Source organism: Rhodococcus sp. WWJCD1, assembly GCF_002258735.1.
Taxonomy (GTDB): domain Bacteria; phylum Actinomycetota; class Actinomycetes; order Mycobacteriales; family Mycobacteriaceae; genus Rhodococcoides.
Map to the genome: position 1 here is coordinate 144,291 of NZ_NOXY01000020.1, position 21,830 is coordinate 166,120.

A 21,830-nucleotide genomic window follows, 5' to 3' on the forward strand; every position below is an offset into this window, starting at 1 on the left:
CGAACTGCGCATCTGCTCAACGGAGTGGATAATTGCCGTCAGGTAAAGCGACGGAAGGTCGGGCGATGACTGAGAATTACAATGGATTGGAAGTTTTCAGCTACCAATTCGATCGCTTCGCTTACGAACATCCCTGGATCGGCGCGCAGACCGGTGAATTCATGCTCGGGCCCGAAGGCGGGGGAATGCTCGATTTCACGCACGCCACCGTGTTCGCGCTACCCGAAGGTGGTGCGCACGAAGTGCACGGACCCATCCTGGACTGGTACCTGGGACATGGGGGACCCTATGGCGCACTTGGCTATCCGATCAGCAACGAGCGCCCGACACCCACCGGTTCAGGTAGATACAACCTGTTTCAGCGTGGAGCCATCGGCTGGTTGCCGGAAGTGGGTGCGTTCACCATCGGTGGTCGATCGGATGAATCGGACGTCAGCCCCGGGCCGGACGCTGTATTGGTATCGGCAGTCGACGGCCCTCTTTCTTCGCTGGAAGTTTCTGCCTGAAAACTATTCCTCTTCCCTGTTTCACGCCTTTTATCCGGTCGTGGAGTCCGAATTACGACCGCGGTAATTCAGAACAGTGTCGGCTCGTCGAACCCCGGTACTCCCTCGATGCCGAGAATTCGTTGTTTGGTGTTCGCTCCGCCCGGTGCCGAGAAGCCTCCGACTTCCGTGCCCGCGCCGAGTACTCGATGGCACGGAACGATGATCGGCACGGGATTGCGGCCGAGTGCTCCGCCTACCGCTTGGGCCGCACCCGGGTGGCCGAGTCGGCGGGCTATGTCGCCGTAGGTGAGGGTCGAGCCCCGGGGAATCTCGCTGCACACGGTATATACCGAGGCGTCGAACTCGGAGACGTCGAGAACCAGCGGAATCGGCCTCATATCGACGGTACGTCCGCCCAGCAGGCCGACAATTCGGTCGATCGCATCGGCCGCAAGTGCGTCTACCTGCCCGTGCGCAGCGCCGAAGCCGGCCAGGTAATCCTCCATTGCCTCGTCCGACGGTTCGGGCAACGCAACGGCGACTATTCCGTCCTCGGTCCACGCGATACCGCAGCGTCCGATGGCGGTATCGAAGAGCGTGCTGCTCGGCATGGCTCCAGTATCCACCCATTGCCGCGGAGCAGTCCAGTTCATCGTTGAATGGACTTGAATGTTCGATGCCAGTGCGCGAATACTGGGGAGCATGGCCTCAAGAGTTCTCAATGCAACGTCACTGGCCCGCGATCTGGGTAGCTGGCGCGCCGACGCGACCGCGGATGGATCCGGTAAGCGCAAGGCCTCGCGTCCGACGTATCGGGCGTTGGCAGACGGCGTCCGGCTGCTCATTCACGACGGCCGAATTCCGCTCGGCGTGGGGCTGCCGAGCGAACGCGATCTGTCGGCGGCACTCGATCTGAGTCGCACGACGATCACCTCCTCGTATTCGGTGTTGCGCGACGAGGGATATCTGATCAGCAAACAGGGCTCGCGCAGTACGGTGGCGTTGCCTTCCGCGCCGACGCCCAATGGCATGTTGATCCAGTCGACGTCGTCCTCGGGTCCTGTGGTGGACATGTCTCATGCGGCGATGTCGGCCGCGGACGGGACGATGACGGCCGCGTACGAGTCTGCGCTGCAGGCACTTCCGGCATATCTGCCGACGCACGGTATGGAGCCCATCGGTCTGGCTGTATTGCGCGAGGCGATCGCACAGCGCTTCGTCGAACGTGGTCTACCGACAACCGCGGACCAGATCATGGTGACGTCCGGTGCGCAGCAAGCAGTTCGACTACTGCTGGGCACATTGACCTCGCCAGGCGATCGCGTGCTGATCGATCATCCGACCTATCCCAACGCCCTCGAGGCCATCAGGCGGGTGGGTGCCCGGCCCGTGCCCGTGCCGGTGCGCCCCGCGGACGGCGACTGGGACCTAGACGGGATCCGAAGCGCTGCAAGGCAAACAGCAGCCAAGGTGGCATACCTGATTCCGGACTTTCACAACCCAACCGGGCAGGTGCTGGGTGCCGAGGGGAGAGCCGAACTCGCGCGCATCACCCGTGATACCAGGATGACGCTCATCGTCGACGAGACGATGGTGGATCTGTGGCTCGACGCGCCGCCGCCGCCCCCGGTCGCATCCTTCGGGCGGGTCTCCGGTTCGGATATCGTCACGATCGGTTCGGCGTCCAAGTCGTTCTGGGGTGGCCTGCGCATCGGGTGGATCAGGGCACACCCGTCGCTGGTCTCACAGCTCGCAGGTTCGCGGGCAGCACACGACCTGGGTACGTCGATCATGGACCAGTTGGCGTCGTCATTTCTGCTTCAGGACGCGGAACCGGCCCTCGACCTGCGTAGGTCTCAACTGCGTGAGCGTCGAGACGTTCTCGAAGATGCTCTGGCCGAACATGTTCCGGACTGGCGCTATCGCCGTTCCGAGGGCGGCATGTCGCTGTGGTTGCAGCTGCCCGCTCCGGTATCGAGTGCATTGGCCGCCACGGCTCCCGCATTCGGAGCGGTGCTGGCCGCGGGGCCGCGATTCGGCGTGGAGGGTGCCTTCGAGCGCTACCTCAGGTTGCCGTACACCCGTGAGCCGCAGGAGCTTCGGGCCGCGGTGATGGCCACGGCTGCTGCGTACCGAGCCCTTGCCCCCAGCTCCGAATCGGAACAGCCGGCACTGGTGTTCTGAGCGGCTGTGTGCTGACGGCGAACTCGAAGTTACGGACGGAAGTCAGCCGAAAATTGTCCACAACTTCGAGTTCGGCACACGTCAGCTCCAGACCGACGCGATGTCGGTTGCGGTGGACGGCGGTGGCGTCGGGACTCCGTTTTCGGTGCGCGAGAACCGCGGTGCCGGACGGTGTTGCGTGACGCCGCCGACGTCGATGAGCGAGTCTCGATCCTTCATGTGCGGGTGGTTCGGGGCCTCGGCGAAGGTGAGGACCGGCGACACGCACGCGTCGGTGCCGTCGAAGATCGTGGCCCATTCGTCGCGGGTTTTGGTCAGGAATGTCGAGGTGAACTTCTCGCGCAATTCCGGCCAGCGCGACTTGTCCATCTGCGACGGTAGGTCCGTATCGGAGAGGCCGAGTCCGGTGAGCAGCTGCGCGTAGAATTGCGGCTCGAGTGAGCCGACTGCCATGTACTGGCCGTCGGAGGTCTCGTAGGTGTCGTAGAACGGTGCGCCGGTATCGAGAAGGTTGGTGCCGCGGTCGTCGCTCCAGGCTCCGACTCCGCGCCACGACCAGATCATGTGCGAGAGTGCGGCGGTGCCGTCGACCATGGCGGCGTCCACCACCTGGCCCTGCCCGGAGTTCTGTCGCTCGTAGAGCGCCGCCATGATGCCGAAGACGAGGAACATCGAGCCGCCGCCGAAGTCGCCGACCATGTTCAGCGGCGGCACCGGGCGTTCGCCCGCACGGCCGATCGCGTTGAGCACCCCGGTGACGGAGATGTAGTTGATGTCGTGGCCTGCGGTCTGGGCCCAGGGGCCTTCCTGACCCCAGCCGGTCATGCGGCCGTAGACCAGGCGCGGGTTGCGGGCCAGGGCGTCGTCGGGTCCCAGGCCGAGTCGCTCGGTGACACCGGGGCGGAATCCCTCGATCAGCACGTCGGCGCGCTCGACGAGGCCGAGAACCTTCTCGATGTCGGCGGGGTCCTTGAGGTTCGCCTCGACGATGGTGCGGCTGCGCAGCTGGTGGTCGTGGGGGGAGATCTGTCCGGCGCGTTGTACGCGCACGACGTCTGCGCCGAGGTCTGCCAGCAGCAGTGCCGCGTGCGGGCCGGGCCCGATCCCTGCGAGTTCGACGACGCGGAGCCCTGCGAGCGGTCCACCAGTGTTCGACACGTTGATTGCCTCGTTCCGACGTTGTGCGCTGCGATTGTGCATGGAGACTAACTTGTACTAGGTCGTCCAAGTAATGTGGGTGTGGATAATAGGGCTGTGACTGCCCCAGATCCCGTCCGCATCGGTACTCCACTGACTCCCGGCGCGACCCGGGTCATGCTGCTCGGCTCAGGTGAGCTGGGCAAAGAAGTCATCATCGCGTTCCAACGCCTCGGTGTCGAGGTGATCGCCGTCGATCGCTACGACAATGCTCCCGGCCATCAGGTGGCCCACCACGCATTCACCATCGATATGAGCGACCCGGAACAGCTTCTGGCACTGATCGATTCGCAGCAGCCGGACTTCGTGGTTCCGGAGATCGAGGCCATTGCCACCGACGCCCTCGCCGAGGTGGAAGCCCGAGGCCGAAGCGTGGTGATTCCCACGGCTCGGGCGACGCAGTTGACGATGAACCGCGAGGGCATCAGGCGATTGGCAGCCGAGGAACTCGGGCTGCCGACCTCGCCCTACGCTTTCGCCGATTCGCTGGACGACGTTCGACAAGCATTGTCCACCATAGGTTTTCCGGCCGTCATCAAGCCGGTCATGTCGTCGTCGGGCAAGGGTCAGTCCGTTGTTCGCAGCGACGCCGATGTCGTGGCGGCCTGGGAGTACGCCCTGAAGGGTGGTCGCGTCGACCTCGGCCGCGTCATCGTCGAGGGATTTGTCGACTTCGATTACGAGATAACACTTCTCACCGTGCGAGCCGTCGACGGAACCTTCTTCTGCGAGCCTGTCGGCCACCTGCAGGAATCCGGCGACTACATCGAATCCTGGCAGCCGCAGCCGATGTCCGACGCGGCCCTCGCCGGTGCCCGCGACGTCGCCGAGCGCATCACGACGGCGCTCGGTGGGCGCGGGCTGTTCGGTGTCGAGTTGTTCGTTCAGGGCGACACCGTGTACTTCTCCGAGGTCAGCCCCAGGCCGCACGATACGGGTCTGGTAACGCTTCGGACGCAACGGTTCTCGGAGTTCGAGCTGCATGCCCGCGCCGTGCTCGGTTTGCCGATCGACACGACGCTGCTCTCGCCCGGCGCGTCGGCCGTGATCTACGGCGGTGTCGATGCGGACGGCATTTCCTTCGAAGGCGTCGCCGATGCGTTGGCGGTTCCCGAGACCGACCTGCGCCTGTTCGGTAAGCCGACGAGTTTCGTCCGGCGCCGGATGGGTGTCGCGGTGTCGACCGCGTCGGACATCGAGACGGCGCGGAGCCGGGCCCGCGAGGCGGCAGGCAAGGTTCGTCCTGTCGTCTGACCCGGCACAGGGCACACTGAGCTCATGAGCACGCTCGGAGAGGTCCTGGTCGGCCTGGTGATTCTGGTCGGCCTCGTCGGCATCGTCGTCCCGATTCTGCCCGGCACCATCTTGATCTTCGCGGCGGTCGCGGTGTGGGCGTGGCTCACCGGCGGAGCAGCCGCGTGGACGGTGTTCGCGATCGGGACGATATTGCTGGTGCTGAGCGGCGTCGTGAAATACACCTGGCCGGGCCGTCGCATGCGGGAGGCGGGCGTGCCGATGCGGTCGTTGATGGTCGGCGGCCTACTCGGCATCGTCGGATTTTTCGTCATCCCCGTCGTCGGGCTCTTCATCGGTTTCATCGCAGGCGTCTACGTGGCCGAAGTGCCCAGGCACCGAAACCATTCCGAGGCCTGGCGATCGACGGTGCACGCCACCAAGGCCGCGGGGTTGTCGATCCTGGTGGAACTGTTCGGCGCGCTGCTCGCCTCAGCGGTGTGGCTCGGGGGAGCCGTACTCGTCTGAGGGCCTAGGGGACCCGATACCAAGCCCGGGCATTACCGTCGAGCACGGCGGGTAGGTCGCCGCCGACAGCATGGGTGATGATGTCGATGTCGTTCTCCGAGAACGGGCGTGGGGCACGGGTGCCCGGCAGATCGGTGCCGAACATCAACGCCGCGGGGTTGACTCGATGGATCTGCTGGAGCGTGTCGGCGATGTCGAGATCCACTCGGCCGAATCCCGTTGCCTTGACGCGTACTCCGCGGTCGACGAGATTCAAAAGGTACGGCAGACCCTGGGTCGACAGCCCCAGGTGGTCGATGCTCACGGCCGGCAGCTTCGCGAGAATGGGTTCGAGCGAGAGCAGCAGGGACGCGTCGACGTACAGCTCGGCGTGCCATCCGACCAGTTCGTGCACACGACGTGCCTGGGTGGTGAGCATCTCGACATCCGTCTCGCCGCGTTTGAGGTTGAACCGCATACCGCGCACGCCCGCCTCGTCGAGCGCGACGATGTCCTCGTCGGAGCAGTCCGGATCGATCTGGGTGACGCCCACCCAGCCGCGCCCGAGGGTCTCCAGAGCGGCCAGCAGATAGCTCTGGTCGGTGCCCTGGAACGATCCCGAGATCACCGCACCGCCGGTGATGCCGAGCCCGTCCACGTCGTACAGATAATTCGAGACGGTGTAGGGATCGGGCAAGAATCCGTGGTTCTCGATCAGCGGAAACCGGGGGTCGATGATGTGCAAGTGGGCGTCGAACACGGGTCTCAGCATGCCAGCTCGCTGATTCGCCGTCGCGGCCCGGTGTCGCGGTGTTTGAATGCGAAACATGAAACCGGAGACCACTGTCGTTCTCGACGGCTACACCTATTTCGAATGTCCGCGCTGGCACGAAGGGAGGATCTGGGTATCTGACTTCTATTCGCACCGCGTCGTCTCTGCCCTCGAGGACGGATCCGACGTGCGAGTCGAAGCCGAGGTGCCCAATCAGCCGTCGGGCCTGGGGTGGTTGCCCGACGGCCGGTTGCTGATCGTGTCGATGCGCGACTACAAACTGCTGCTGCGCGAGCACGACGGTTCGCTGACCGTCCACGCCGACCTGTCGACGTACGTGACGGCGAACCTCAACGACATGCTCGTGGACGCCCAGGGCCGCGCCTACATCGGGAATTTCGGGTTCGACCTGATGAACTTCGCTCCCGTCGAGACGGCCGATCTGATTCGCGTCGACCCGGACGGTTCTGCACACGTCGTGGCATCGGATCTGTACTTCCCCAACGGGATGGCGTTCACGGGTTCGGGTGAACTGCTCGTCGACGAGACGGTCGGTAACCGAATCAGTGCGTTCGACATCGCCGAGGACGGTTCACTGGGGGAGCGGCGTGACTGGGCGACGTTCGGTGAGCTGCCGTCGTCGACGGACATGGCGACGGCTCTGGGCGAGGTGAAAGTGGCTGCCGACGGATGTTGCATCGACACCGACGGCACGATGTGGATCGCCGATGCGTTGGGTCAGCGGGTGCTGCACGTCGCGCAGGGTGGAGAGGTACTCGATCAGCTCGATTTCGATCTCGGAGTATTCGCCTGCGGACTCGGCGGATCCGACGGCCGCACGCTGTTCGTCTGCGCTGCACCGGATTTCAACGAGCATCAGCGCAAGATCGAGACCGAGGGAAAGCTGCTGGCGGTTCGGGTGTAGAGCGCTTCGCGCAGTGGTGTGGTCATGTGCCGCAGAGGGCACACGGGAGTGGAGCCTGCGGAACGACCCGCAGGCGCAACCACACCACTGCCGCAGGCACTCAGGCCTTGTCGGGCTCGGAGGCCTTCAGCATGTCCTCACGCTCGACGACCTTCACGCGCTCGCGGCCCTCGGGCTCACCGAGTGAACGCTCGTGGGCGTCGAGGCGGTACCAGCCGTCCCAGGTGGTGAAGGGAACCTGCTTGCCTTCGAGGAACGACGTGACGGCATCGAGATCCGGTTCGGCCGCACCGGCGAAGTTCGGCGCATCCTCGAGCAGGTTCGCGACGGTTTCGTTGGCGTCGCCCTTGGTGTGACCGATGAGGCCGACAGGTCCGCGCTTGATCCAGCCCGTGACGTACGTGGCGGGGACGGGCGTGGTGGAGTGCGGTGACTCGACGACGCGTCCGGCCTCGTTGGGGATGGTGCCTGCCTGCTCGTCGAACGGGAGCTGGCTGATGTTCTGGCTGAGGTAGCCGACGGCGCGGTAGACGGCTTGGACGTCCCAGTCGTTGTACTTGCCGGTGCCCTTGACGTTGCCGGTGCCGTCGAGCTCGGTGCGTTCGGTACGCAGTCCGACGACCTTGCCGTCCTCGCCGAGTACCTCGCTGGGCGACTCGAAGAAGTGCAGGAACAGCTTGTGCGGGCGGTTGCCGACGTCGCGGATGGCCCAGTCCTGCAGGGTATTGGCGACCATGTCGATCTGCTTGGAGCTACGCCGGGCCTGCTCGGAGCCCTCGTCGTAGTCGATGTCCTCGGGGGAGACGATGACCTCGATGTTCGGTGAGTGGTCGAGCTCGCGCAGCTCCAACGGGGTGAACTTGGCCTGAGCCGGTCCGCGACGTCCGAAGACATGCACCTCGATGGCTTTGTTGGCCTTGAGACCTTCGTAGACGTTAGCTGGGATCTCGGTGGGGAGCAGTTCGTCGCCGGTCTTGGCGAGGACGCGTGCGACGTCGAGGGCGACGTTTCCGACGCCGAGGACGGCGACCTTCTCGGCCTCGAGCGGCCAGGTGCGCGGCACGTCCGGGTGGCCGTCGTACCAGGAGACGAAGTCGGCGGCGCCGTAGCTGCCCTCGAGATCGATACCGGGGATGTCCAGTGCGCGGTCTGCGTTGGCACCGGTGGAGAAGATGACGGCGTCGTAGAAGCGACGCAGGTCGTCGAGGTTGATGTCGGTGCCGTAGTCGATGTTGCCGAGCAGGCGGACCTGTGGCTTGTCGAGCACCTTGTGCAGGGCGGTGATGATGCCCTTGATGCGCGGGTGGTCGGGGGCCACGCCGTAGCGAATGAGCCCGAACGGTGCAGGCATCCGCTCGAAGAGATCGATGCTCACGCCCGGTCCGCTGACATTGTGGTCGGACTTCATGAGCGCGTCGGCGGCATAGATGCCGGCCGGTCCGGCACCGACGATGGCGACGCGGAGTGGACGAGTCTGATCAGTCATGTGCAGCGAGCTACCTTCTTCGAGGGAAGTGCGGACACCCCAGCATAAATTAAGCATCACCTGAGCTGGGGCAGTGGGCAACTTGCCGTATTTCCCGGTTTCCGGTAGGAATTGACCCGTGGAGACGACATACCTGGTCCGACGGTTCACCGTCGACTTCTGTCGTACCTGCACCAACATGTGTTGTCGGTGACCTGACCCGACGCCCTTCCTCTCCTTCCGGACGAGATCCGCTGGGACGGGATCCCTCTTTCGACGGCAGCGCTGCCTGAATCAGCCCTTTCGCCGTGCACAGATTCGAGGACACATGACCACTCTGGAACAGACCGCCACCCTCACGCTCGACAAGCTCGGCCCGTCGTTCGGGGCCGAGGTCATCGGCCTCGACGTCGCATCGGCGTCCGATGCGCAGATCCACGCCGTGCGCCGAGCCCTCGTCGAATACAAGGTTCTGGTGCTGCGCGGGCAAACGCTCGACGACGCGGCACACGTCGAATTCGGCCGCCGTCTCGGTGACCTCACCGCCGGTCACCCGGTACACGACAGTGGCCACGTCGCCCCCGAGGTGTACGCGCTCGACAGTCAGGACAACGGGTTCGCCGACGTCTGGCATACCGACGTCACCTTCATGGAACGTCCGCCGATGGGGTCGATCCTGCGCCCCGTCGTCCTGCCCCCACACGGCGGCGACACCAACTGGGCCGACAGCCAGCTCGCCTACGAGTCCCTCTCGGCACCGGTACGCCGAATGATCGACGGGCTCACCGCGATTCACGACGGCAACCGCGAATTCGGCTACTACCTCGCGCAGAAGCGCGGCGGTAAGGGCAACGTGTGGGACGGCAAGGAAGTCACCGCGCTGGTCCCCGTCGAACATCCCGTCGTGCGGGTGCATCCGGAAACCGGCCGCAAGGGGCTGTTCGTCAATCCTGGTTTCACCTCCCACATCGTGGGCGTGTCGGAGGCGGAGAGCCGCGGAATTCTTGACCTGCTCTACGCGCACCTCACCAAGCCCGAGCACATCGTGCGACACCGCTGGCGTCTCGGTGATCTGGTGCTGTGGGACAACCGGAGCACCTCGCACTACGCCAACCGCGACTACGGCACCGAGCACCGCAAGATGCACCGCATCACGTTGCGCGGAGACATTCCCGTCGGACCCCGGTAGTTCCGGGCCCGTTGGATCGAGGAAGATTGCCTACATGGCGTCGTGGAGTGAACGTAGGCAGCAGTGGGTCGACAGTCGTGAGGAAGCGCGTAACAACGCGTCCGAAGCGGCCGCCGACTCCGGTGAGCAGCGTCCGCCCAACGCGTGGCCGTTCATCATCGCCGCGGGCATCGTCGTCGTTCTGCTCGTCGGTATCTTCGCGGCGTCGAAGTTCGCTCCCGCCGAGAACAACGTGACGCAGGCGCAGCTGCTCACCGACGCCGTCGACGGATTCCTCGAAGCACAGAACACCGGCGACGCGGATCTGTTGCGCGAGAACACCTGCTTCGACCAGGTTGCGCTCCTCGTTCCCGGCGACGACGCGCAGTACCGAACCGATCGAGCAGGCGAGGTCGAGCGCAACGGCGAGACGTCGATCGACGGGGTGCCGTCGGAGTACGAGGTCAACGGCGACCGCGGCAGGGTGACCGTCCTGCTGAAGGAAGAGAAATCCGGAGTGCAGACCGACGACGAGTGGAAGTTCGTCCGCGTCGACGACAAGTGGCTGGTCTGCAATGTCTGATCTCGGTATGTGTGATGTAACGGCAAGTGACGGAAGGCTGATCCAGTGACCTACGCAGGTGACATAACCCCGGAAGCGGCGTGGGAGTTGTTGCAGAGCAACCCCGAGGCTGTGCTCGTGGACGTTCGGACGCGCGCCGAGTGGCAGTACGTCGGTGTTCCGGACACCTCCGGTATCGACCGTCCGACGCACCTGATCGAGTGGGTCAGCTACCCCGACGGTGCGCGCAACACCGATTTTGTCGAAGACCTGAAAGCCGCAGGCGTGGACGGCGATCGGCCGGTGGTCTTCCTGTGCCGCTCCGGTCAGCGGTCCATCGGTGCCGCCGAAGCCGCGACGGCAGCGGGCATCGGCCCGTCCTACAACGTGCTCGACGGTTTCGAGGGTGCCACCGACGCCGACGGCCACCGCGGAGCCACGGGTTGGCGTGCGGTCGGGTTGCCCTGGAGGCAGTCGTGAGCGGGAATCCAGGCGGCGGGCAGGAGCGCAGCGACAAGGGGATTCCCAAAGGCGGCGGATTCGACAAGCCCTTGCCCGAGGGTGTGGGTCAGGGAACGCTGGGAGTTCGCGGCGGCCTGATGCGATCCGGGTTCGACGAGAACGCCGAAGCGCTGTATCTCTCTTCGGGTTTCGTGTACGAGAGTGCCGGCGCGGCCGAGCAGGCCTTCACCGGCGACATCGATCACTTCGTGTACTCGCGGTACGGCAACCCGACAGTGAAGATGTTCGAGGAGCGACTGCGGTTGATCGAGGGTGCCGAGGCATGCTTCGGGACGTCCAGCGGCATGTCCGCGGTGTTCACCGCGCTCGGTGCGCTGCTGAAGGCCGGCGACCGATTGGTCGCTGCGCGTAGCCTTTTCGGGTCGTGCTTCGTGGTGTGCAACGAGATTCTGCCGCGCTGGGGCGTCGAGACCGTCTTCGTCGACGGCGAAGACCTCGAGCAGTGGGAGCAGGCGCTGTCGGTGCCGACGACGGCGGTGTTCTTCGAGACCCCGTCCAACCCGATGCAGTCGTTGGTCGATGTCAGGCACGTCTCCAAGCTGGCGCATGCTGCCGGCGCAACGGTGGTGTTGGACAACGTGTTCGCGACGCCACTGCTGCAGCGCAGCCTCGAACTCGGGGCCGACGTGGTCGTGTACTCGGGCACCAAACACATCGACGGCCAGGGCCGGGTACTCGGCGGGGCGATCCTGGGCTCGAAGGAATACATCGAAGGCCCGGTGCAGACTCTGATGCGGCACACCGGCCCTGCACTGAGCCCGTTCAACGCCTGGACCCTGCTCAAGGGGCTCGAGACGATGCCGGTGCGGGTGCGGCATTCGGTGAACTCCGCGCTGCAGATTGCCGAGTTCCTCGAAGCTCACCCTGCGGTGCGCTGGGTGAAATATCCTTTCCTGCAATCACATCCGCAGTACGAGCTGGCGAAGTCGCAGATGTCGGGCGGCGGAACCGTCGTGACCTTCGAGCTCGAAGCACCTGAGGGTGAAGGCAAGAAGCGCGCCTTCGAGGTGCTCGACGCGTTGCGTATCGTCGACATCTCCAACAATCTCGGCGACTCGAAGACACTGATCACCCATCCGGCCACCACCACGCACCGCGCGATGGGGCCGGAAGGTCGTGCGGCAGTGGGCATCACCGACGGCGTCGTGCGCATCTCGATCGGCCTCGAAGACACCGAGGACCTGATCGGAGACCTGGACCAGGCGCTGAAGTAGCTGGGTCAGAGTGTCACCGGTACCGGCTTGTCGATGAGGGAGTAGTGCGCGGCATCGCCGGCGACCACTCGGCTCTTCTCTCCGTTGGGGTGTACCGGCACGTCGCCCGCCAGGGTGATGCGTTCGAGGCGGCGGTACTGATCGTCCCAGTCTGCGACGGCGTAGTGCTGGGTGGCGCGGTTGTCCCAGATGGCGACGTCGCCGAGGCTCCAGGTCCAGCGAACAGTGTTCTCCAGCTTGGTCACTCGATTCTGTAGGAGATCGAACAGCGTCTGCGACTCTTTGGTCGACAACCCGATGAAGTTCTTCACGAAGTGGCCCAGAACCAGAGTCTTCTCACCGGTCTCGGGGTGTACTCGCACCACTGGATGCTCGGTCTCGAAGTAGGTGGACTGGAATTCCTTCCGGTACTCCTCGGTCTTCGAGTTCTGAATTTTCTCTGCCGCTGTCGCCGCATAGTCGTAGGTGTTCGAGTGGGTGGCCCAGAGGTTGTCGACCAACGCCTTCAACGAATCCGGCAGCTGCGCGTAGGCGGCAGTCTGTGACGCCCACGTGGTGTTCCCGCCGTATTCCGGGAGGCTGACCGCACGCAGGATCGAGGCCTTCGGGATGCGGTCGACGAAGGTCACATCCGAGTGCCAGCTGTTGGCCTTGCCGTAATCGGAGTCGATGGCCAGCGTTCTGGTGCCGCGAGAAGTGACCGTGGGGTGCGGAGTGGTCGGCGATCCGAGTAACTCCGCGAACGCATACTGGCTTTCGTCGTCGAGGTGGTGCTGGCCGCTGAAGAAGATCACCTTGTGTTCGAGCAGAGCGCGCCGAACGAACTCGACGGTGTTCGCATCCAGGTGGCCACCGAGTCGTACTCCCTCGATGCGGGCACCGAGATTGCCGCCGATCTTGATCGCACGCAGAGCTGTGTCATTCTCGACAAGAGTGTCCACCGACATGTCGGTACCTTTCGCTGGTTGAAGAACTGCCCGAATTGCGCCGGTGCAGTGCGGAATTCAACAAGCTGACCATTGTCGATCGTCGATGTACACAGTTCGATTCACCGTGATCTCAACGCGACGGGCGATCGGTAGCGGTGTCCGGAGCGACGTCAGTGCTCGAAAACGCTGAGTACCGTGCGGAACTTGGCCGTGGTTTCGTTCAGTTCGGCGTCGGGGTCGGAATCTGCGACGATGCCGCCGCCCGCTGTGGCCGTTCCAGAAAGTCCGTCCGCAGCGAGTTCGATGCAGCGGATCGTGACCATCCACTCGCCGTCGCCGCTGCCGTCGGTCCACCCGACGGCTCCGGCGTAGAAGCCGCGGGAGCCCTCGACGTCTGCGATCGCAGCCATGGCCGCGGCTCGGGGTACGCCCGCGACGGCAGCGGTGGGATGTAGCGCCAGCGCGAGGTCGAGCGCCGAGGTCGCGGGATCGGCCAAGGTGCCGACGATGGGTGTCGACAGGTGCCACAGCTGCGGAGTGCTGCTGAGTTGAGGTGACTCGGGCACATCGAGCGTCTCGCAGTACGGCTCCAACGCAGCACGGATCTCTTCGACGACAAATCGGTGCTCGGCCTGATCCTTGGCGCTGGCCGCCAACGCTGCGGAGATGCGCGCTTCTTCGTCTGGATCGGTGGAACGCGCAGCCGTTCCGGCAAACGGATGGCAGGTGACGACGTTGCCGCGCTTGCGAACCAACAGTTCCGGGCTCGCGCCGACGATGTGCCTGCCGGTCTTACCTGCGGGCGACAGATCCGCCAGAAAGCCGTTGCCCATCGGATCTCGGGTGACCAGCGCGCTCAACACGGAGGCGGGATCGATCTGTGCATCTGCGGTCACTTCGATGGCCCGAGCGAGCACGATCTTCTCGGCCACACCGGCTTTCAGCTGCTCGACGACATCGCGCACTCGCTGCACATGGACGTCAGGATCGGGAATCTGGCGCGCGACGGTCATCGCCGGTAACGGCGGTTGAGCATCGACCGTCGACCAAGGCCCGTCGAGTCGGTAGAACTCCTCCGGCTCGATGAGGGCGGTGGCGTCGGACATGTCGAAAGGAATTGCGCCGACGACGTTTCGGCCCTCCCGCACCGCGGCCACCGCGTCGGCGACATCGGGAAAAGCGTGCCGGACGCCAAGTCCGACGACGTGGTGATCCTGCCGGGACAGGACGAATTCGAGTGTCATCAGAACGGGTTCTGAGTGCGGCCCACCAGGTCTGCGACGGAATCGAGGACCTTGGTCGGTCGGTACGGATACTGCTCGACGGACTGGACCGTCGAGATTCCGGTGAGAACCAGGATGGTCTGCAGTCCGGCTTCGAGACCGGAGAGCACGTCGGTGTCCATCCGGTCGCCGATCATCAGTGTGTTCTCGGAATGGCCGCCGATCGCACGCAGAGCCGACCGCATCATCAACGCGTTGGGCTTGCCCACGTAGTAGGGCTCTTTGCCGGTGGCCTTGGTGATGAGCGCGGCGACCGAACCGGTCGCCGGCAGCGAGCCCTCACGGGACGGGCCGGTGGCGTCGGGGTTGGTGGCGATGAAGCGCGAACCCTTCTCGACGAGACGAATGGCGGTGGTGATGGCCTCGAACGAGTACGTCCGGGTCTCGCCGAGTACCACGTAATCCGGGCTCGAGTCGGTGAGGGTGTAGCCGATGTCGTGCAGGGCCGTGGTCAGGCCCGACTCGCCGACGACGTACGCGCTGCCGCCGGGACGCTGATTGCCGAGGAACGTCGCGGTGGCCAGAGCGGAGGTCCAGATCGACTTCTCCGGAATGTCCAGACCGGTGAATGCGAGACGTGCGCGCAGGTCACGGGGGGTACGAATCGAATTGTTGGTCAGCACGATGAACGGGATCTCGTTGGCCTGCAGCTCGGCGAGGAACGTGTCGGCACCGGGAATCAGGTGATCCTCGTGCACGAGAACACCGTCCATGTCCATCAGATACGTCCACTGCTGGGGCTTCTCGGTTTCGCTCACCCCTCCATTGTGAACTACCGGGTCGAGCCGCAAGGTCGACTGCCGAACTATCGGGTCGTTCCGCCGGCTTGACTCCTGCTACTAGCTTGCCTGCCGTTCGTCGGCACGTCGGGAGCTGGCTCGGTGCTGTTGTCGCTCGCGGGCAGTCGTTCCGCCCCACACTCCGAACGGTTCGTTGGCTGCCAGCGCGAACCGTTTGCATGCGTCGAGCACTCCACAGCCGGCGCACACCTGCTTGGCGCGATCCTCGCGTTGGCGACGCGCCGTTCGCCCCTCACCCGACGGGGAGAAGAAGATCTCCGAGTCCTGACCTCGGCACAGTGCGTCGACCTGCCAGTCCCAGGATTCGGTGGTGGAGGAGATTCTGCGTTCGATCATGGCGATTGCGGTGTTCTTCGACGTGGCAGAGCTGTTCGGCATCGTGGCGACCCATTCCTTTCGTCGACGCTGCGCGAGACCCAGCCCGCACAGAACGATTCGCTACCGGCAAGGCTCGCCGCGTCGGGGGCGCGACGCAATGGTTGAAATCAGGCTGATTCGAGGGGCTGTGCTCGGTGCGCTGCCGACGTCTGCGCGGTGTTCCGGCATGTGTCTTCGTGGCATGGTGGCGGTATGACTCGGCCGCTCAGGTTTTCCGCATTCGTCATGAACACCACGTCTCATATCGTGCACGGTGCGTGGCGCAGGCCGGAAGCAGAGCAGACGAATTTCGCGTCCCTCGAACACTGGGTCTCGCTGGCCCGACTGCTCGAGCAGGGGAAGTTCGACTTCATCTTCTTCGCGGACGTCGTCGGCCTGTACAACGACCACCGAGGCTCGTCGCGCAAGTTCGTCGAGTCCGGATTGCAGATCCCGAGCCACGATCCATCCGTAGTTGCGTCGGCGATCGCCTATGCGACAGAACATCTGGGCATTGCGATCACGTCGTCGATCCTGCAGGAGCATCCCTTCAACTTCGCTCGCAAGATGTCCACCCTCGATCACGCGTCGGAGGGTCGGATTGCCTGGAACATCGTGACGAGTATGTCGGCCAACGCGTGGCGCAACTTCGGCTTCGGTGATCTGGCCCTGCACGAGGACCGATACGCCTGGGCGGACGAGTACGTCGAGGTGGTCTACAAGCTCTGGGAAGGTTCCTGGGACGACGGAGCTCTGGTGCAGGACAAAGAGACCGGGGTGCACGCGGACTTCTCCAAAGTGCACACGATCGATCACGTGGGCAAGCGCTACCGAGTCGAAGGGCCGCATCTGTCTGCGCCGTCGCCGCAGCGCACGCCGGTGCTGTTTCAGGCAGGTTCCTCGCCGACGGGTCGACGCTTCGCGGCCCGAAATGCCGAAGCGCAGTTCATCGCGTCCCCGTCACCCGAAGCCGCCCAGGCGCTGATTGCCGACACGCGACGGCTGGTGGTCGACAATGGCAGAGCAGCACACGATCTCGAGTTCTATCAGGGGCTGTCGTTCGTCATCGGGAGCACCGATGACGAAGCGCGACGCAAGGAAGCAGAGTTGGACGAGTTCGTCGACGACGAGGCGATGATCGCGCATGCCGCCGGCGGAATCGGCATCGATCTCGGCTTCTACGATCTGGACACCCCGATCGGCGAAGTGCAGGGGGAGGGGTCGCAGAGCACGTTGGCGTGGCTTCGCGAAGCGATCACCGACAGAGAACCCACCGTTCGCGATCTCGCGCACATGCGGACTCGGAGCGGCCGTGTGGTGGGAACGCCCGAGTCCATCGCCGAGCGTCTCGAACAGTGGCGAGACGCCGGTGTCGACGGCATCAACGTCATCAACTCCACCCTTCCCGGAAGTTACGTCGAGTTCGTGGACCACGTACTGCCGGTCCTGCGGCAGCGGGGGTTGGCCAAGCGTGAATACGAGACCGGCACCGTCAGGCGCAAGCTGACCGGTGTCGATCGCTTGCCCGACGCGCATCCCGCCGCCCGCTTTCGGGGAGCATTCGGCCGATCGCTCTGACGGCAAGGGTTGAAATCAGCGTGATTTCAACCCGAAGTGACACTCGCACTTGACTTTTCAATCCGAAGTTCTATACATTCCTGTCACCATCCAGAGCGACCGAGAGACCTTGGCTCGATGACGTCGCAGCAACCCCCTTCCTCGCCGAAGGTGTGGGTGCTACCGCCAGGACCGATGGAGGCACTGCTGATGAACATCTGTACCTGTACGCACGTTTGACGATTCGCGTACTCACAGCTCGAATTCCTCGAAAGGCAACACAGCGATGATCGCTGCCCATCCGGCCCGGCGGTTCCGGTGACTCAACTACAAGCTCGACCGGCGGCCTCGAACCCAGGTGATGACGCACAGGTCCCCGACGAGCAACTCGTGCTGGCCAGAAAATGGCATCCGTGGCGTTGGGTGATCAGCATCGCCACCCTGGTCGTGGTTGCCCAGTTCCTGCACGGCTTCGCTACCAATCCGGGTTGGGACTGGGGCACGTTCGCCCAGTACTTCACCGCGCAATCGGTGCTCTCGGCCCTGTGGCTCACCATCCAGCTCACGTTCTGGGGCACCCTGATCGGCTTCGCGCTCGGTATCGCTTTGGCGGTCGCGAGATTGTCGAACAACCCTGTCCTACAGGTGATTGCGTGGTTCTACATCTGGGCGTTCCGATCCATTCCTCTGATCGTGCAGCTGCTGTTCTGGTTCAACATCGCGTATCTCTACCAAACCCTGTCGGTGGGAATTCCGTTCGGACCCAGCTTCTTCGAGTTCGACGTCAACAACGTCATCAGCGGGTCGACGGCTGCGATCGTCGGACTCGCTCTGCATCAGGCTGCATACTCCGCCGAGATCGTCCGCGCAGGTATTATCTCCGTGGACCAGGGGCAGCTGGAAGCATCTGCAGCACTGGGTATTCCGAAAAGGCGAGAGTTCTTCAAGATCATTCTTCCGCAGGCGATGCGAGGCATTCTCCCCAACGCGGCCAACGAGGTGATCAGCCTGTTCAAGGGCACCTCGATCGTCTCCGTCATGGCCATCGCCGAGCTGTTCTACCAGGTTCAGGTCATCTACGGCCGAAGCGGCCGAGTGGTACCGCTGCTCATGGTGGCCACCGTCTGGTACATCATTCTCACCTCGATTCTGTCGGTGGTGCAGTACTACGTGGAGCGGCACTACGCCAAGGGAGCGGTGCGCACTATCGAACTCACTCCCGTCCAGAAGCTGCGAAAGAAGTTGGCCGAGATCACTCTCGCCCCGCGAGGAGCGACACGATGACCACACTCGATGCCGCCACGTCCGCGAAGACCTATGCCGTCGAGGTGCGCGGGGTGCACAAGTCCTACGGTGCCCTCGAAGTTCTCAAGGGCGTCGACCTCGTCGTCCGGCCCGGGGAGGTCACCGCCGTCATCGGCCCGTCCGGATCGGGTAAATCGACTCTGCTGCGCATCATCAACCACCTCGAGAAAGTCGACCAGGGGACTGTCCGGGTCGACGGCGATCTGGTCGGCTATAAACGCAAGGGTGCCAAGCTGCACGAGCTGAGCAACCGTGAGATTCTGCGTCAGCGTTCGCAGATCGGGTTCGTATTCCAGAACTTCAACCTCTTCCCGCACCTGACCGTGCTCGAGAACGTCGTCGAGGCTCCCATCTCGGCGCAGAAGCGTAAGCGCGTCGACGTCGAGCCCGAGGCGCTTGCGCTGCTCGAGCGGGTGGGTGTCGGCGCGAAAGCGCACGACTACCCGCGTCGGCTTTCCGGGGGCCAGCAGCAGCGAGTGGCCATCGCGAGGGCACTGGCGCTGCGCCCCAAAGTGATTCTGTTCGACGAGCCCACCTCGGCGCTCGATCCGGAGCTCGTCGGCGAGGTACTGGAAGTCATCCGCGGACTTGCCCGCGATGGAGCCACGCTGGTGATCGTCACCCACGAAGTCGCCTTCGCCCGCGACATCGCCGACACCATTGTATTCATGGACGCCGGCGTCATCGTCGAACAGGGAACTCCTGCAGCGCTTCTCGACTCCCCGCAGCACGAGCGGACCAAAGCTTTCCTCTCCCACGTTCTGTAAACCACGTCACTTCAGCGAAAGACGGACAACACTCATGTCGAAACCATCACGCAGGCTGACGGTCATAGCCGCAGCAATGGCCATCGTGGCGCTCACCGCGACCGCCTGCAGCGAACCCGAGGCCGAGTCGCAGGTCGTGACCGAGGGCGGGCAAAGCTTCGACCTCACGCCCGAGCAGACCGAAAGAGTCCGAGTCGACAAGGTAGACGAAATCGCCGCAAAAGTGCCACAGGCCATTCGAGACCGAGGAACGCTGATCGTCACCGGCTCGGGCGGAACTGCGCCCCCGCTGCGGTTCTACGCCACCGACGACACCACCATCGTCGGATCCGAAGTCGATTTCTCCTACCTCGTCGGAGATATTCTCGGGCTGGACGTCGATCTGCAAGTTGCCGACTGGTCGCAGAACTTCGTCAAGATCGACTCCGGTGAGAACGACGTGTTCATCTCCAACGTCACGGTCACCGAGGAGCGAAAAGACAAGTACGACTTCGCCACCTACCGGCTCGACAATCTTGCATTCGAGACCCAGAAAGACACCGACTGGAAGGTGGAGAAGCGTCAGGACATCGCCGGCAAGAAGATCGGCGTCGGGTCCGGCACCAACCAGGAACAGCTGTTGGTGGACTGGAACGAGGCGAACGTGGCCGAGGGTCTCGCGCCGGCTGAGCTGGCCTACTACCAGAACACCTCCGACTACTACTTGGCATTGGGATCCAAGCGCATCGACGGTTATCTCGGGCCGAACCCCTCTGCCGTCTACCACGCCGCGACCAGTGGCGAATCGAAGGTTGTCGGCACCTTCTCCGGGGCCGGTGACGCGCTGCAGGGTGAGATCGCGGTGCTGACGAAGAAGGACAACGGTCTCATCGAGGCCGTCCGTGAGGCGCTCCAACATGCCATCGACGACGGCAGCTACCAGAAGGTGATCGATCGCTGGGGTCTGCAGTCCGAGGCTGTGTCCGAGTCCGTCATCAACCCGCCCGGGCTGCCCCGCAAGCCCGCAGCGTAGACAGACGGTGAAAGTAGTAGTCGTCGGCGGCGGCATCATCGGAGCGTCGTCCGCCTGGCAGATCGCCGAACGTGGGCACGATGTCACTCTGCTCGAGCAATTCGAGCCGGGGCACAAGAACGGTGCCTCACATGGAAGTTCTCGGATATATCGACACGCGTACGCCGACGACTACTACGTGGCACTGGCCGCCAGGGCGCACACACTTTGGCGTGAGCTCGAAACCGATACCGACACAGGGTTGTTGGATATCACGGGAGCCGTCGATCATGGAGATCCGAACACGGTGAATCCGAGGATCGGCGCACTTGAGCGGGCGGGTCTGGAGTTCGAAGTGTTGGAACCCATTGCTGCGCAGCGGCGGTGGCCCGGTCTACGATTCGACACCACAGTGCTGTTCCATGCTGCGGCCGGGCGACTTCACGCCGATCACAGCGTCGCCGCAGCTGTAGCGGCAGCTCGCTCACGCGGTGCGACGATCGAATACGAGACGCCCGTGCGTGAGATCTTCGGCTCCGACGTGGTGACGGACACCCGCACCTACGTGGCCGATGTGGTCGTTCTCGCGGCGGGAGCATGGACGGCCGAGTTCGCGCCGCGAGGTGCAACTCCGCCGCTGGTCACCACCCAGGAACAACCGGCGCATTTCGCGCCATTGCTTGTCGATGACCTGTGGCCGAGCTTCATCCACCATCCCGGTGCGCTTCTCGGTACTGCCGGCATCTACGGGTTGTCGTCGCCCGACGGCGTCAAGATCGGCGAGCATGCCACCGGACCGGTCGTCGATCCGCACACCCGCGACTTCGTGGCCGATCCCGCGGGAGTCGATCGCCTGATCGAATACGCACGCACGTGGCTCCCGGGAGTTAACGCCGATACGGCCGACCCGCTGACGTGTCTGTACACCAGTACTCCCGATTCCAACTTCGCTATCGGGCGCAGTGGCAACACCGTTGTCGCTGCGGGATTCTCGGGCCACGGATTCAAGTTCGCCCCTGCGGTCGGGGAATTGGTCGCAGATCTGGTCGACGGATAGTCGAGACAGGAAGCTCATGAGCGCAACGTTCGATCTGAACACTCGCACTGGCGACACCGGTCCAGTTCGGCTGAACTTCGTCGAAGTCGATCAGAACGATCCACTTGCGACGCCTCTGCTGCAAGAGCTGGCGGCCGAGTATGCGTCCAGGTACGGCCGCAGTCCCGGCGTTCAATATCAAGAACTGAAGTCCTATCCCGCTCGGGAATTCGCCCCTCCGGGCGGTGTGCTGGTGATGGCGTTGACCGACGGCGTTCCGGTTGCCGGCGGCGCGTACCGGCAGTACGACTCGACTACCGCCGAGCTCAAGCGAATCTGGACCTCGAAAGCGCACCGAGGCAGGGGGTTCGGCAAACTCGTTGTGGCCGAGCTGGAACGCAGCGCACGCGATCGCGGATATCGCCGGGTGTACCTGACAACCGGCTGGAATCAGCCCGAGGCCGTGGCCCTGTACCTGTCAGCCGGATACACCCCATTGTTCGACCGGAGCTTGCCGTCCAAGACTGTCGGATCACATCCCTTCGAGAAGAGTCTCGAATGAATCCGC

23 protein-coding genes and 1 riboswitch are annotated in these 21,830 nt (G+C 64.0%); of the genes, 15 read left to right on the forward strand and 8 right to left on the reverse strand.

The window, feature by feature from the left end; genetic code table 11:
- Window positions 1–32: 32 nt before the first annotated feature.
- Complete coding sequence (locus tag CH286_RS12930) at window positions 33–506, forward strand: LGFP repeat-containing protein (protein WP_230592296.1); 474 nt, start codon at window positions 33–35, stop codon at window positions 504–506.
- A gap of 68 nt (window positions 507–574) precedes the next feature.
- Here the strand turns inward: CH286_RS12930 and CH286_RS12935 are convergent, their stop codons facing one another.
- Window positions 575–1,099: a methylated-DNA--[protein]-cysteine S-methyltransferase gene (locus CH286_RS12935; RefSeq protein WP_094609602.1), complete on the reverse strand. Its 525-nt coding sequence runs from the start codon at window positions 1,097–1,099 to the stop codon at window positions 575–577.
- A gap of 91 nt (window positions 1,100–1,190) precedes the next feature.
- Between CH286_RS12935 and yczR the strand changes: the two genes are divergently transcribed.
- The gene (gene yczR / locus CH286_RS12940) at window positions 1,191–2,672 is read left to right on the forward strand and encodes a MocR-like transcription factor YczR (protein ID WP_094609603.1); all 1,482 of its coding nucleotides are present in this window, start codon (window positions 1,191–1,193) and stop codon (window positions 2,670–2,672) included.
- 81 nt (window positions 2,673–2,753) lie between these two features.
- On the opposite strand, the gene CH286_RS12945 is transcribed toward yczR, so the two are convergent.
- Window positions 2,754–3,830: a CaiB/BaiF CoA transferase family protein gene (locus CH286_RS12945; RefSeq protein ID WP_032402006.1), complete on the reverse strand. Its 1,077-nt coding sequence runs from the start codon at window positions 3,828–3,830 to the stop codon at window positions 2,754–2,756.
- 96 nt (window positions 3,831–3,926) lie between these two features.
- Between CH286_RS12945 and purT the strand changes: the two genes are divergently transcribed.
- Window positions 3,927–5,123 (forward strand): formate-dependent phosphoribosylglycinamide formyltransferase, encoded by a 1,197-nt coding sequence (gene purT / locus CH286_RS12950; RefSeq protein ID WP_032401546.1) that lies wholly within the window; start codon window positions 3,927–3,929, stop codon window positions 5,121–5,123.
- A gap of 24 nt (window positions 5,124–5,147) precedes the next feature.
- Window positions 5,148–5,630 (forward strand): DUF456 domain-containing protein, encoded by a 483-nt coding sequence (locus CH286_RS12955; RefSeq protein ID WP_094609403.1) that lies wholly within the window; start codon window positions 5,148–5,150, stop codon window positions 5,628–5,630.
- A gap of 4 nt (window positions 5,631–5,634) precedes the next feature.
- Here CH286_RS12955 and CH286_RS12960 read toward each other — a convergent pair whose 3' ends face one another.
- Window positions 5,635–6,381 (reverse strand): amidohydrolase family protein, encoded by a 747-nt coding sequence (locus tag CH286_RS12960; protein ID WP_032402007.1) that lies wholly within the window; start codon window positions 6,379–6,381, stop codon window positions 5,635–5,637.
- A 55-nt stretch (window positions 6,382–6,436) separates the two neighbouring features.
- On the opposite strand from CH286_RS12960, the gene CH286_RS12965 reads away from it, so the two are divergent.
- Entirely contained in the window at window positions 6,437–7,306 is an 870-nt protein-coding gene (locus CH286_RS12965; RefSeq protein ID WP_255182647.1) for an SMP-30/gluconolactonase/LRE family protein, read from the forward strand.
- 100 nt (window positions 7,307–7,406) lie between these two features.
- Here the strand turns inward: CH286_RS12965 and CH286_RS12970 are convergent, their stop codons facing one another.
- Entirely contained in the window at window positions 7,407–8,792 is a 1,386-nt protein-coding gene (locus CH286_RS12970; protein WP_094609405.1) for an FAD-dependent oxidoreductase, read from the reverse strand.
- Window positions 8,793–9,099: 307 nt separating this feature from the next.
- Here CH286_RS12970 and CH286_RS12975 point away from each other — a divergent pair, with 307 nt between their 5' ends.
- From CH286_RS12975 to CH286_RS12990, 4 genes are read left to right on the forward strand one after another with little or no spacing between them, the layout of a single operon-like run.
- On the forward strand, window positions 9,100–9,960 hold the full coding sequence (locus CH286_RS12975; protein ID WP_037148919.1) for a TauD/TfdA dioxygenase family protein: 861 nt from the start codon (window positions 9,100–9,102) through the stop codon (window positions 9,958–9,960).
- Between the two features lie 34 nt (window positions 9,961–9,994).
- Complete coding sequence (locus CH286_RS12980; RefSeq protein WP_094609406.1) at window positions 9,995–10,522, forward strand: Rv0361 family membrane protein; 528 nt, start codon at window positions 9,995–9,997, stop codon at window positions 10,520–10,522.
- Window positions 10,523–10,567: 45 nt separating this feature from the next.
- Complete coding sequence (locus CH286_RS12985) at window positions 10,568–10,981, forward strand: rhodanese-like domain-containing protein (RefSeq protein WP_037148903.1); 414 nt, start codon at window positions 10,568–10,570, stop codon at window positions 10,979–10,981.
- Between the two features lie 41 nt (window positions 10,982–11,022).
- Complete coding sequence (locus CH286_RS12990) at window positions 11,023–12,237, forward strand: O-succinylhomoserine sulfhydrylase (RefSeq protein WP_032402008.1); 1,215 nt, start codon at window positions 11,023–11,025, stop codon at window positions 12,235–12,237.
- Between the two features lie 5 nt (window positions 12,238–12,242).
- On the opposite strand, the gene CH286_RS12995 is transcribed toward CH286_RS12990, so the two are convergent.
- From CH286_RS12995 to CH286_RS13010, 4 genes are all read right to left on the reverse strand, one after another.
- Window positions 12,243–13,184: a TauD/TfdA dioxygenase family protein gene (locus tag CH286_RS12995; protein WP_176458227.1), complete on the reverse strand. Its 942-nt coding sequence runs from the start codon at window positions 13,182–13,184 to the stop codon at window positions 12,243–12,245.
- Window positions 13,185–13,336: 152 nt separating this feature from the next.
- Window positions 13,337–14,410: an isochorismate synthase gene (locus tag CH286_RS13000; protein ID WP_094609407.1), complete on the reverse strand. Its 1,074-nt coding sequence runs from the start codon at window positions 14,408–14,410 to the stop codon at window positions 13,337–13,339.
- On the reverse strand, window positions 14,410–15,168 hold the full coding sequence (locus CH286_RS13005; protein WP_068053998.1) for an HAD-IIA family hydrolase: 759 nt from the start codon (window positions 15,166–15,168) through the stop codon (window positions 14,410–14,412). Before CH286_RS13005 ends, CH286_RS13000 begins: the two co-directional genes overlap by 1 nt.
- 120 nt (window positions 15,169–15,288) lie before the next feature.
- The gene (locus CH286_RS13010) at window positions 15,289–15,627 is read right to left on the reverse strand and encodes a WhiB family transcriptional regulator (RefSeq protein WP_369597539.1); all 339 of its coding nucleotides are present in this window, start codon (window positions 15,625–15,627) and stop codon (window positions 15,289–15,291) included.
- A 192-nt stretch (window positions 15,628–15,819) separates the two neighbouring features.
- Between CH286_RS13010 and CH286_RS13015 the strand changes: the two genes are divergently transcribed.
- The 6 genes from CH286_RS13015 (at window position 15,820) to CH286_RS13040 (ending at window position 21,824) form a co-directional block, all read left to right on the forward strand.
- Window positions 15,820–17,184 (forward strand): LLM class flavin-dependent oxidoreductase, encoded by a 1,365-nt coding sequence (locus CH286_RS13015; RefSeq protein ID WP_094609408.1) that lies wholly within the window; start codon window positions 15,820–15,822, stop codon window positions 17,182–17,184.
- An 83-nt stretch (window positions 17,185–17,267) separates the two neighbouring features.
- A riboswitch (SAM riboswitch) is annotated at window positions 17,268–17,365 on the forward strand.
- Between the two features lie 188 nt (window positions 17,366–17,553).
- Window positions 17,554–18,447 carry an amino acid ABC transporter permease gene (locus CH286_RS13020; protein ID WP_242640385.1) on the forward strand — a complete coding sequence of 298 codons (894 nt, stop codon included), beginning with the start codon at window positions 17,554–17,556 and terminating at the stop codon, window positions 18,445–18,447.
- Window positions 18,444–19,235, forward strand: coding sequence for an amino acid ABC transporter ATP-binding protein (locus tag CH286_RS13025; protein WP_037148888.1), 792 nt, complete (start codon window positions 18,444–18,446; stop codon window positions 19,233–19,235). The genes CH286_RS13020 and CH286_RS13025 overlap by 4 nt, the downstream gene beginning before the upstream one ends.
- Before the next feature lie 34 nt (window positions 19,236–19,269).
- Complete coding sequence (locus CH286_RS13030) at window positions 19,270–20,247, forward strand: ABC transporter substrate-binding protein (RefSeq protein WP_037148887.1); 978 nt, start codon at window positions 19,270–19,272, stop codon at window positions 20,245–20,247.
- 7 nt (window positions 20,248–20,254) lie between these two features.
- Complete coding sequence (locus tag CH286_RS13035) at window positions 20,255–21,283, forward strand: FAD-dependent oxidoreductase (RefSeq protein WP_094609410.1); 1,029 nt, start codon at window positions 20,255–20,257, stop codon at window positions 21,281–21,283.
- 16 nt (window positions 21,284–21,299) lie between these two features.
- Complete coding sequence (locus CH286_RS13040) at window positions 21,300–21,824, forward strand: GNAT family N-acetyltransferase (protein ID WP_094609411.1); 525 nt, start codon at window positions 21,300–21,302, stop codon at window positions 21,822–21,824.
- The last annotated feature ends 6 nt before the right edge of the window (window positions 21,825–21,830 follow it).

What these genes read in the sequence shown, in the direction of transcription:
- CH286_RS12935 (WP_094609602.1), bottom strand. Translation starts at nt 1,099, where the DNA reads ATGCCGAGCAGCACGCTCTTCGATACCGCCATCGGACGCTGCGGTATC.
- yczR (WP_094609603.1), top strand. Translation starts at nt 1,191, where the DNA reads ATGGCCTCAAGAGTTCTCAATGCAACGTCACTGGCCCGCGATCTGGGT.
- CH286_RS12955 (WP_094609403.1), top strand. Translation starts at nt 5,148, where the DNA reads ATGAGCACGCTCGGAGAGGTCCTGGTCGGCCTGGTGATTCTGGTCGGC.
- CH286_RS12960 (WP_032402007.1), bottom strand. Translation starts at nt 6,381, where the DNA reads ATGCTGAGACCCGTGTTCGACGCCCACTTGCACATCATCGACCCCCGG.
- CH286_RS12965 (WP_255182647.1), top strand. Translation starts at nt 6,437, where the DNA reads ATGAAACCGGAGACCACTGTCGTTCTCGACGGCTACACCTATTTCGAA.
- CH286_RS12970 (WP_094609405.1), bottom strand. Translation starts at nt 8,792, where the DNA reads ATGACTGATCAGACTCGTCCACTCCGCGTCGCCATCGTCGGTGCCGGA.
- CH286_RS12975 (WP_037148919.1), top strand. Translation starts at nt 9,100, where the DNA reads ATGACCACTCTGGAACAGACCGCCACCCTCACGCTCGACAAGCTCGGC.
- CH286_RS12980 (WP_094609406.1), top strand. Translation starts at nt 9,995, where the DNA reads ATGGCGTCGTGGAGTGAACGTAGGCAGCAGTGGGTCGACAGTCGTGAG.
- CH286_RS12995 (WP_176458227.1), bottom strand. Translation starts at nt 13,184, where the DNA reads ATGTCGGTGGACACTCTTGTCGAGAATGACACAGCTCTGCGTGCGATC.
- CH286_RS13000 (WP_094609407.1), bottom strand. Translation starts at nt 14,410, where the DNA reads ATGACACTCGAATTCGTCCTGTCCCGGCAGGATCACCACGTCGTCGGA.
- CH286_RS13005 (WP_068053998.1), bottom strand. Translation starts at nt 15,168, where the DNA reads ATGGACATGGACGGTGTTCTCGTGCACGAGGATCACCTGATTCCCGGT.
- CH286_RS13010 (WP_369597539.1), bottom strand. Translation starts at nt 15,627, where the DNA reads ATGCCGAACAGCTCTGCCACGTCGAAGAACACCGCAATCGCCATGATC.
- CH286_RS13015 (WP_094609408.1), top strand. Translation starts at nt 15,820, where the DNA reads ATGACTCGGCCGCTCAGGTTTTCCGCATTCGTCATGAACACCACGTCT.
- CH286_RS13025 (WP_037148888.1), top strand. Translation starts at nt 18,444, where the DNA reads ATGACCACACTCGATGCCGCCACGTCCGCGAAGACCTATGCCGTCGAG.
- CH286_RS13030 (WP_037148887.1), top strand. Translation starts at nt 19,270, where the DNA reads ATGTCGAAACCATCACGCAGGCTGACGGTCATAGCCGCAGCAATGGCC.
- CH286_RS13040 (WP_094609411.1), top strand. Translation starts at nt 21,300, where the DNA reads ATGAGCGCAACGTTCGATCTGAACACTCGCACTGGCGACACCGGTCCA.